Here is an 8,353-nt window from a genome sequence, read left to right as displayed (position 1 = left end):
GCGCAAGTTCAAGATCGGCGTGACCGTGCCGGGCGACAACTCGCTCGACATCTACACGAACGACATCGGCCTCGTCGTCATCATGAACGAGGAGAACACCGAGTGCATCGGCTTCAACGTGATGGTCGGCGGCGGCATGGGCCGCACGCCGATGGTGGCGCGGCTTTTGCGCGATTTCCTGCCCGAGGCGGATCTCTTGCCCTATCTCGAGGCGGTTCTTGCCAGCTACAACCGGCTGGGGCGGCGCGACAACAAGTACAAGGCGCGCATCAAGATCACCGTGCACGAGCTTGGAATCGATACGTTTTCCGAGATGGTCGAGGCTGAATTCCCGGCCCGTCGCGCGGCGTTCAAGGGCGCGGACCAAGCGATCCTCGCCGATCTCAAGGCGCAATTCGCACCGCCCGCGCTGCCTGCGCAGGAGAGCGAAAGCTTCGAAACCGCGCTCAATGTCGACGCGCTTCTGCGCGATTGGGCCGCGCGCTCGGTCTCGCCCCATCACAACCCTGATTACGCGGTGGTCACGGTCAGCCTGAAGGATCACGGCGCGCCTCCGGGCGATGCCACGTCCGACCAGATGCGCCTGCTCGCAGACCTTGCCGAGCGCTACGGTCAGTCGGAGCTGCGCATCAGCCACGAGCAGAACGTGATCCTGCCGCATATCGCGAAGGCCGACCTGCCCGCGCTGTTCGAAGCCCTGCGCAAGGGCGGCCTCGCCACGGCGAATATCGGCCTGACCTCGGATATCATCGCCTGCCCCGGCATGGATTACTGCGCGCTGGCCACGGCCCGCTCGATCCCGCTGGCGCAACAGATTTCGACCCATTTCCGCGATCTCGGGCTGGAGCAGGAGATCGGTGCGCTCAAGATCAAGATCTCGGGCTGCATCAACGCCTGCGGTCACCACCATCTGGGCCATATCGGCATCCTCGGTCTCGACCGTGCGGGCGTGGAGAACTACCAGATCACGCTTGGCGGCGACGCGACCGAAACGATGGCGCTTGGCGAACGTGCCGGCCCCGGCTTCGCCTATACGGAGGTGATCCCTGCGCTGGAGCGTCTCCTGCGCGCCTATCTCGAGCTGCGTGAAAGCGCCACCGAGAGCTTCCTCGACGCGCTGCGCCGCCTTGGCCCGGACCCGTTCAAGGAAGCGCTCTATGCAGAGGCTCAACGCCATGCCGCTCAGTGATGGAACGGATATCGCCCCCCGCGTCGCCGGGCTGAACGAACGCTACCGCCACCACGCCGCAACCGCGGTGATGGAGCGGGCGTTGCGGGACCCCGATGTGGGCAATGTCGCGCTGGTTTCGTCCTTCGGGGCGGAATCGGTGGTGTTGCTGCATATGGTCTCGGTGATCGCGCCCGGCACGCCGGTGCTGTTCATCGACACGCAGATGCTGTTTCCCGAGACGCTCGCCTATCAGCGCGACGTCGCGGCCAAGCTGGGCCTGACCAATGTGCAGGTGATCCAGGCCGATGAGGCCGCGATTGCCCGCGACGACCCGGACGGCACGCTGCACCAGTACAGCACCGACGCCTGCTGCACCCTGCGCAAGACGGTGCCGCTGGAAAATGCGCTGTCGGGCTATGACGCGTGGATCACCGGGCGCAAACGCTTTCAGGGCGGCCAGCGCGCGGCGCTCGATTTCTTCGAGATCGAGACCGACAGCCGGATGAAGATCAACCCGCTCGCCCATTGGGACAAGCAGGACGTGCAGGATTACATGGTCGAGAACCGCCTGCCTCGCCATCCGCTGGTGGCGCAAGGCTACCCTTCGATCGGCTGCGCACCCTGCACCTCGCCTGTGAAACCGGGCGAAGACGAACGTGCGGGCCGCTGGCGCGGCGCTGCCAAGACCGAATGCGGCATCCACTTCATCGGCGGCAAGGCCGTCCGTGTGAACAGTGAAGGCCAAGTGATTGAGAACAAGGAGAATGTGGCATGAGCGTGATCGTTCGCGACGACGGCTTCCGCAATGACGACTTCACCGGGGCGAGCCTCGACATCGCGCCGGAGACCGATGCGGGCTACCTGCCTGCGCTGATCGAAGGCGCCGAGATGATCCGCGTCCTGTTCCCGACCTTCTCGGACGGGCGCGGCTTTTCGCTGGCGCGCCGCATCCGTGCGCTCGGCTATACCGGGCGTCTGCGCGCGGCGGGCCCGCTGATCGCGGATCAATACGCGATGGCACGGCGCGTGGGCTTCGACGAGGTCGAGATTCCGCCGGAACTGGCCGAGCGCCAGCCGCAGGCGCAATGGCTGTTCCGCGCCGACTGGGCCGCGCATGACTACCGCGCGCGGCTCGCCGGCTGAGGCTTTCACCCGTCCGCGATATCCGATAGACCATAACGAAACCGGCAATTGAGCCAGATCAAGGGCCAGCGCTCACGCAAGCTGTATCCGATCTGTATATTTGCCAGACCGAGGCGCCTGCCCCGGCCCGAGAGAGATGTGACAATGAACGAGAGCGCCGTGACCGAGATCCCCAAGGCGAAGACCCTGCCCGACGCGCAGACCGTGACCGAAGTGACCCATTGGACGGACCGGCTGTTTTCCTTCCGCGTGAGCCGCCCGCAGTCCCTGCGTTTCCGCTCCGGCGAATTCGTGATGATCGGGCTGATGGGCGACAATGGTAAACCGCTGCTGCGCGCCTATTCCATCGCCTCGCCGAACTGGGACGAGGAGCTGGAATTCTACTCGATCAAGGTGCCCGACGGCCCGCTGACCTCGAAGCTGCAGCATATCAATGTGGGCGATGAGATCATCCTGCGCCCGAAGCCCGTGGGCACGCTGGTCCATGACGCGCTGCTGCCGGGCAAGCGGGTGTGGTTCCTCGCCACCGGCACCGGGATCGCGCCGTTCGCCTCGCTGATGCGCGACCCCGAGACCTACGACAAGTTCGACGAGGTCATCATGATGCATACCTGCCGCACGGTCGAGGAACTGGAATATGGCCGCCAGCTGGTCGAGAACCTGATCAACGATCCGCTGATCGGCGAGATGGTCGACGGCAAGCTGAAATACTACCCGACCACGACCCGCGAGGAATCCCCCCATATGGGTCGTATCACCGACAATCTTGAGAACGGCAAGGTGTTCAAGGATCTCGGCCTCGAGCCGATGAACCCCGAGACCGACCGCGCGATGGTCTGCGGCTCGCTCGCCTTCAACAAGGACGTGATGGCGGTGCTCGAAGGGTTCGGGCTGCGCGAGGGCGCGAATTCCGAGCCGCGCGAATATGTGGTCGAGAAGGCCTTCGTCGGCGACGGTATCTGATCTGGGCGGGGGGGGCTCTGCCCCCTCGGGCTTCGCCCTCACCCCCGGGATATTTCTCAAGAGCGAAGATGGGCGTCTGTCCTGTCTTCGCTCTTTTCAAATATCCCGGGGTGCGCGCGGGGGCAGAGCCCCCTTGTGACCCAGCGTTTTTTCCGCCGCGACTTGGGAGATCGCCTGATCGTTGCTATCTTAAAGGCATGACTGAGGGGACCACCACGATGACGCGCCACCAATTGAGCCACAGCTTTCGCGAACATGTCGCCGATGGCGTCGTCCATGTGCTGGGCGTCGTTTTTGCCGTGGCAGGCGTCAGCGCACTGATCGTCTGGGCGTCGCTGGCCGCACCGGCCGGGCGGGTTTGGCCGCTCGCGGTCTATTCGGTGGGGCTGATCGCCTCTTTCTCGCTCTCGGCCGCCTATAACCTGACCCTGCATGCGCCGACGCGCGCGGTGCTGCGGCGCTTCGACCACGCGGCGATTTATCTTCTCATTGCGGGCACTTACACGCCGATGGCGCTGATCGGCCTCGGCGGCGTCGCAGGTTGGGCGCTGACCGCGACGGTCTGGGCGCTCGCGACCTTCGGCATCGTGATGAAGCTCGGCTTCTTCCACCGCGCGGAGCGCACGGGGTTCTGGCTCTATCTGGCGATGGGCTGGCTCGGGATGATCGCGATGTGGCCGCTGATCGTGGCCCTGCCCCTGCCCGCGCTGATCCTGCTGGTCGTGGGCGGGCTGACATATACGGTCGGCGTGATCTTCTACCAGACCGAGCGCATCCCCTTCTCGCGCGCGATCTGGCACGGCCATGTGCTGGCCGCGGCCGCGACGCATTACGCCGCGGTGATCGTGATCTCGCACTGAGCGGGGGTCAGAGCGGCTCGATATCGCCCATTGCGCGGGTTTCGTGGAACTCCGAGACGAAGCGCGCCAGCGCCCCCTCGTCGATCGCCGCGCGCAGGCCCGCCATCAGTTCCTGATAGTAATGCAGGTTGTGCCAGGTCAGCAGCATCCCCGAGATCATCTCGCCGGAGCGGAAGACGTGGTGCAGATAGGCGCGCGAATAATTCGAGCAGGCCGGGCACGTGCAGGCCTCGTCTAAGGGCCGCGGATCATCGGCATGGCGGGCGTTCTTGATGTTCACCTGACCGCGACGGGTCCAGGCTTGACCGGTGCGCCCCGAGCGCGATGGCAGCACGCAATCCATCATGTCGATGCCGCGCTCCACTGCGCCCACGATATCGTCGGGCTTGCCGACGCCCATCAGGTAGCGGGGCTTGTCTTCGGGCAGCATGCCGGGCGCATAGTCGAGCACGCCGAACATCGCTTCCTGCCCCTCGCCCACGGCGAGGCCGCCGACCGCATATCCTTCGAAGCCGATTTCCTTGAGTTTCTCGGCACTTTCCTCGCGAAGTTCACGTGTCACGCCGCCCTGCTGGATGCCGAAGAGCGCATGGCCCGGACGGTCGCCGAAGGCATCGCGCGAGCGTTGCGCCCACCGCATCGAGAGGCGCATGGACTTCGCCACTTCTTCCTCGGTCGCGGGCAGCGCCGGGCATTCGTCGAAGCACATCACGATATCCGAGCCCAAGAGCTTCTGGATCTCCATCGAGCGTTCGGGCGAGAGCATATGTTTCGAGCCGTCGACATGGGAGGCAAAGGTCACGCCGTCCTCGGTCAGCTTGCGCAGAGACGCGAGGCTCATCACCTGAAAGCCGCCCGAGTCGGTCAGGATCGGCTTGTCCCAGTTCATGAACTTGTGGAGCCCACCCAGACGCGCCACCCGCTCCGCGCCGGGGCGCAGCATCAGGTGATAGGTATTGCCCAGCAAAATATCGGCGCCGGTCGCGGCGACGCTTTCGGGCATCATCGCCTTCACGGTCGCGGCGGTGCCCACAGGCATGAAGGCCGGCGTGCGGATTTCGCCGCGGGGCGTCGAGATCGTCCCGGTGCGCGCAGCACCATCGGTGGCCTTGAGGGTGAAGCTGAACTTGGTCATCTGGGGCTCTCCTTCGGCCCCGGCTGATAGACCCAAAGCGGCGCGAAGGGAAGGCCGCGCGGGGCGCAAGGGCATGGACCGGAATCGCATTTTAGCCTTACGCTAGGGCAAAAGGAGGCTCGCCATGTTTCGTTCCATCCTTCTAACCCTCTGCGCCACGCTTGCGCCGTTCGCCGCTGCCGCGCAAAACCAGCGCATCAGCCATTGCATCGCGATTGCCGATGCCGCGCCGGGGATCGAGTATCTGCACAAGGCCAACTGGTCCGACCCGGTGCCGGAGCAATCGGTGCGGTTGCATTACATCGACCACTCGATGGTTCTGTTGCAGACCGAGGGCGGGCTGTCAGTCGTGACTGATTTCAACGGCTGGACCGGGGGCGCGCGGTTCGCCCCCGATTACGTCACGATGAACCACGCCCATTCCAGCCATATGACCGATATGATCCCCGATGGGTCGGTGGCGCTGAAGGGCTGGTCGGATCAGTTCGGCATCGCCGCCGAGCATCACCTGGATCTGGGCGAGATGCTGATCCGCAATGTGCCCACCGCGATCCGCAGCTTCGGCGGGGTCGAGGAGAACGGCAACTCGATCTTCGTCTTCGAGGTTGCAGGGTTGTGCATCGGCCATCTGGGGCATCTGCACCACGAGCCCGATCCCGCGCAATATGCGGCGTTGGGGCGGCTCGATGTGGTGATGGCGGCGGTGGATGGGTCTTACACGGTCGATCAGCCGACGATGATCCGCATCCTGAATCGGCTGCGCTCGCGCATTGTGATCCCGGTCCATTGGTTCGGCGAGCCGACCCTGCAGAGCTTTCTTGACGGGATGGAAGGCGTCTTCGCGGTGGAGCGGCCCGGCGTGAGCGAGCTGGTCGTCTCTCTCAGGACCTTGCCGCGCGAGCCGACCGTGATGGTGCTGGAGCCCGACCGGCTGCGGTAGCGCTCACCAGATCTCAGGTCTTTGGAAGGCTGCCACGCAATGCGGCTTCCCCGCGATGGTGCCAAGCGGCGTCGCCGTCAGGGATTGGCCGAGCCAGCCCTCCGGCATCGACAGCGGATAAGGCGCGGCGATGGCGGCCTCGGCAATCGGCGCAAAGCCGACCCGCCCGTAATAGGCCGGATCGCCACAGGTCAGAACAGCCTCGACGCCCGCCGCTGACAGCTCTGCGAGCGCATGACGGATCAGCCTCTGCCCGACGCCCTTGCGTTGCTGCGCCGGGGCGACCGCCATCGGCGAAAGCAGAAAGATGCGGCGCGGATCCTCGTCATAGCGCAGACGGGTGAAGCAGACCGCGCCGATGAGGACCGCTCCCTCCCGCGCGGTGAAACAGTGCAGATCGGCGGGGTCGGTCCGGGCGAGGATGTCGCGCACCAGCGCCCCGATCAGCGCGCCTTCGTCAGGGCCTTCGGAGGCTGCGAAGCTCTCGGCGAAGAGATCGGCGAAGCGCTCCGCGTCTCCGGCATATCCTGCGCTGATCTCCACCCGGCTCAACTCTCCGCTTTCTTCTCCCAGCGGCCGCCCTCTTCCGACCAGTAGATCGCTTTCGCGCCCGCGCCGGTCAGGGTTTTCCACTGCCCGCGCGCATGTTGCACCGCTTGCGGGTCGTTGCCGTCGAACAGGATCCAGACGCGTTTATGGGCATCGGTCTCCTCCGCCGCGACCTCGGCGCCGTCGATGGCCATCATCGCCTCGCGCCCGTCGCCTGCGGGCGCGGTGCCCAGCAGGATCGGCTGCAGCGCGTCATGCGGCCCGCCTGCGAGCCCGTGCGGCAGGAAGCTCGCCTCGTTTCCCATCAGCCAGAGCCTCTGGTCTAGCCAGTCGAGCCGCGCGGAATCGGTCCCGCGCAATTCCACCTTCCAACCCTGCTCCACCGCCCGGGAGGCGAGGTTCAGCACCACCTCCTCGAGGCTGGAGCGGGTCAGATGGTAGAAATTGACCTGACCCATCTCAGGCTTCGAACTTGTCGCGGATCAGACGGTCGAGCATGCGCACGCCCCATCCGGTCGGCCCTTTCGGGGCCAGCGTGGTCTCGTTCGGCGGCAGGGCCACGCCCGCGATGTCGATATGGCACCACGGCACCTCGTCCTTCACGAAGCGCTTGAGGAAGGCAGCCGCGGTGATCGCGCCGCCCCAGCGGTTGCCGACATTGCGCATATCGGCCAGCCGCGATTTCAGCGCCTTGTCATAGGCGGGCTGCAGCGGCATGTGCCACGCGCCCTCGCCCTCGGTCTTCGCCGCTTTAAGAATGTCGGCTACGAAATTGTCATCATTGGCGAAAAGACCCGCGTTCTCGTGGCCGAGGGCGACGATCACGGCCCCGGTCAGCGTGGCGAGATTGACCATCGCCTTGGGCTGGAACCGGTCCTGCGCATACCAGAGCACATCGGCCAGAACGAGGCGGCCTTCCGCATCGGTGTTGATGACTTCGATCGTGTCGCCCTTCATCGAGGTCACGATATCGCCGGGGCGTTGCGCGCGCCCGTCGGGCATGTTCTCGACCAGACCGACGAGGCCCACGACATTCGCCTTGGCCTTGCGCAGCGCGAGCGTCCGCATCACGCCCGAGACGACGCCTGCGCCGCCCATATCCATCGTCATCTCTTCCATGCCCGCGCCGGGCTTGAGCGAGATGCCGCCCGCGTCGAACACGACGCCCTTGCCGACGAGCGCGAAGGGCGCCTCGCCCTCCTCGCCGCCCTTCCATTGCATCACGACCAGCTTGGAGGGCATTTCCGAGCCCATGCCGACGCCCAGAAGCGCGCCCATGCCGAGCTTCTTCATGTCCTCCTCTTCGAGGATTTCGACATCGAGGCCCAGCTCCTGCATCGCGGCGAGGCGGGCGGCGAAATCGTCGGTGGTCAGGATATTGGCGGGCTCGTTGACGAGATCGCGGGTGAAGAACACGCCCTCAGCCAGTGCTGCATGCGGGGCGGCGGCGGCGGCGACCTCTTCGGGCTTGTCGACCATGATCGTCACCGGCCCGTAGGCCTTCTTGTCCTCACCGGTATGATAGTCGAAGCGATAGGCGCGCAACGCGAGGCCCAGCGACAGATCGGCGGCGCGCGGATGGTTTTGCGCAA

Annotated in this window: 10 protein-coding genes; 6 read left to right on the top strand and 4 right to left on the bottom strand. The window is 65.4% G+C overall.

Annotation, left to right across the window (positions count from 1 at the left end):
* The 5 genes from B3D39_RS03475 to trhA all read left to right on the top strand — a co-directional run.
* The coding region (locus B3D39_RS03475; RefSeq protein WP_286789378.1) for a nitrite/sulfite reductase at positions 1 to 1,189 on the top strand (1,189 nt) is incomplete at its 5' end.
* Complete coding sequence (locus B3D39_RS03470; protein ID WP_414717962.1) at positions 1,158 to 1,946, top strand: phosphoadenylyl-sulfate reductase; 789 nt, start codon at positions 1,158 to 1,160, stop codon at positions 1,944 to 1,946. The genes B3D39_RS03475 and B3D39_RS03470, both read left to right, overlap by 32 nt.
* Positions 1,943 to 2,314: a DUF934 domain-containing protein gene (locus B3D39_RS03465; protein WP_274962103.1), complete on the top strand. Its 372-nt coding sequence runs from the start codon at positions 1,943 to 1,945 to the stop codon at positions 2,312 to 2,314. Before B3D39_RS03470 ends, B3D39_RS03465 begins: the two co-directional genes overlap by 4 nt.
* Positions 2,315 to 2,458: 144 nt before the next feature.
* Positions 2,459 to 3,277 (top strand): ferredoxin--NADP reductase, encoded by an 819-nt coding sequence (locus B3D39_RS03460; protein WP_274962102.1) that lies wholly within the window; start codon positions 2,459 to 2,461, stop codon positions 3,275 to 3,277.
* Between the two features lie 218 nt (positions 3,278 to 3,495).
* On the top strand, positions 3,496 to 4,137 hold the full coding sequence (trhA, locus tag B3D39_RS03455; protein WP_075774739.1) for a PAQR family membrane homeostasis protein TrhA: 642 nt from the start codon (positions 3,496 to 3,498) through the stop codon (positions 4,135 to 4,137).
* A 7-nt stretch (positions 4,138 to 4,144) separates the two neighbouring features.
* Here trhA and tgt read toward each other — a convergent pair whose 3' ends face one another.
* Positions 4,145 to 5,272 carry a tRNA guanosine(34) transglycosylase Tgt gene (tgt, locus tag B3D39_RS03450; protein WP_274962101.1) on the bottom strand — a complete coding sequence of 376 codons (1,128 nt, stop codon included), beginning with the start codon at positions 5,270 to 5,272 and terminating at the stop codon, positions 4,145 to 4,147.
* A 124-nt stretch (positions 5,273 to 5,396) separates the two neighbouring features.
* On the opposite strand from tgt, the gene B3D39_RS03445 reads away from it, so the two are divergent.
* Positions 5,397 to 6,212, top strand: coding sequence for an MBL fold metallo-hydrolase (locus B3D39_RS03445; RefSeq protein WP_274962100.1), 816 nt, complete (start codon positions 5,397 to 5,399; stop codon positions 6,210 to 6,212).
* 3 nt (positions 6,213 to 6,215) lie between these two features.
* On the opposite strand, the gene B3D39_RS03440 is transcribed toward B3D39_RS03445, so the two are convergent.
* From B3D39_RS03440 to B3D39_RS03430, 3 genes are all read right to left on the bottom strand, one after another.
* A complete protein-coding gene (locus B3D39_RS03440; protein WP_274962099.1) occupies positions 6,216 to 6,755 on the bottom strand; it encodes a GNAT family N-acetyltransferase in 540 nt (179 codons plus the stop codon).
* 5 nt (positions 6,756 to 6,760) lie between these two features.
* Positions 6,761 to 7,219 (bottom strand): DNA polymerase III subunit chi, encoded by a 459-nt coding sequence (locus B3D39_RS03435; RefSeq protein ID WP_274962098.1) that lies wholly within the window; start codon positions 7,217 to 7,219, stop codon positions 6,761 to 6,763.
* A gap of 1 nt (position 7,220) precedes the next feature.
* On the bottom strand, positions 7,221 to 8,353 hold a 1,133-nt coding region (locus B3D39_RS03430; protein ID WP_286789377.1), incomplete at its 5' end, for a leucyl aminopeptidase.

Source organism: Thioclava sp. UBA3469 (assembly GCF_002378135.1).
In the GTDB taxonomy this organism is placed as follows: domain Bacteria; phylum Pseudomonadota; class Alphaproteobacteria; order Rhodobacterales; family Rhodobacteraceae; genus Thioclava; species Thioclava sediminum.
This window is presented reverse-complemented; position numbering and strand designations above follow the sequence as displayed.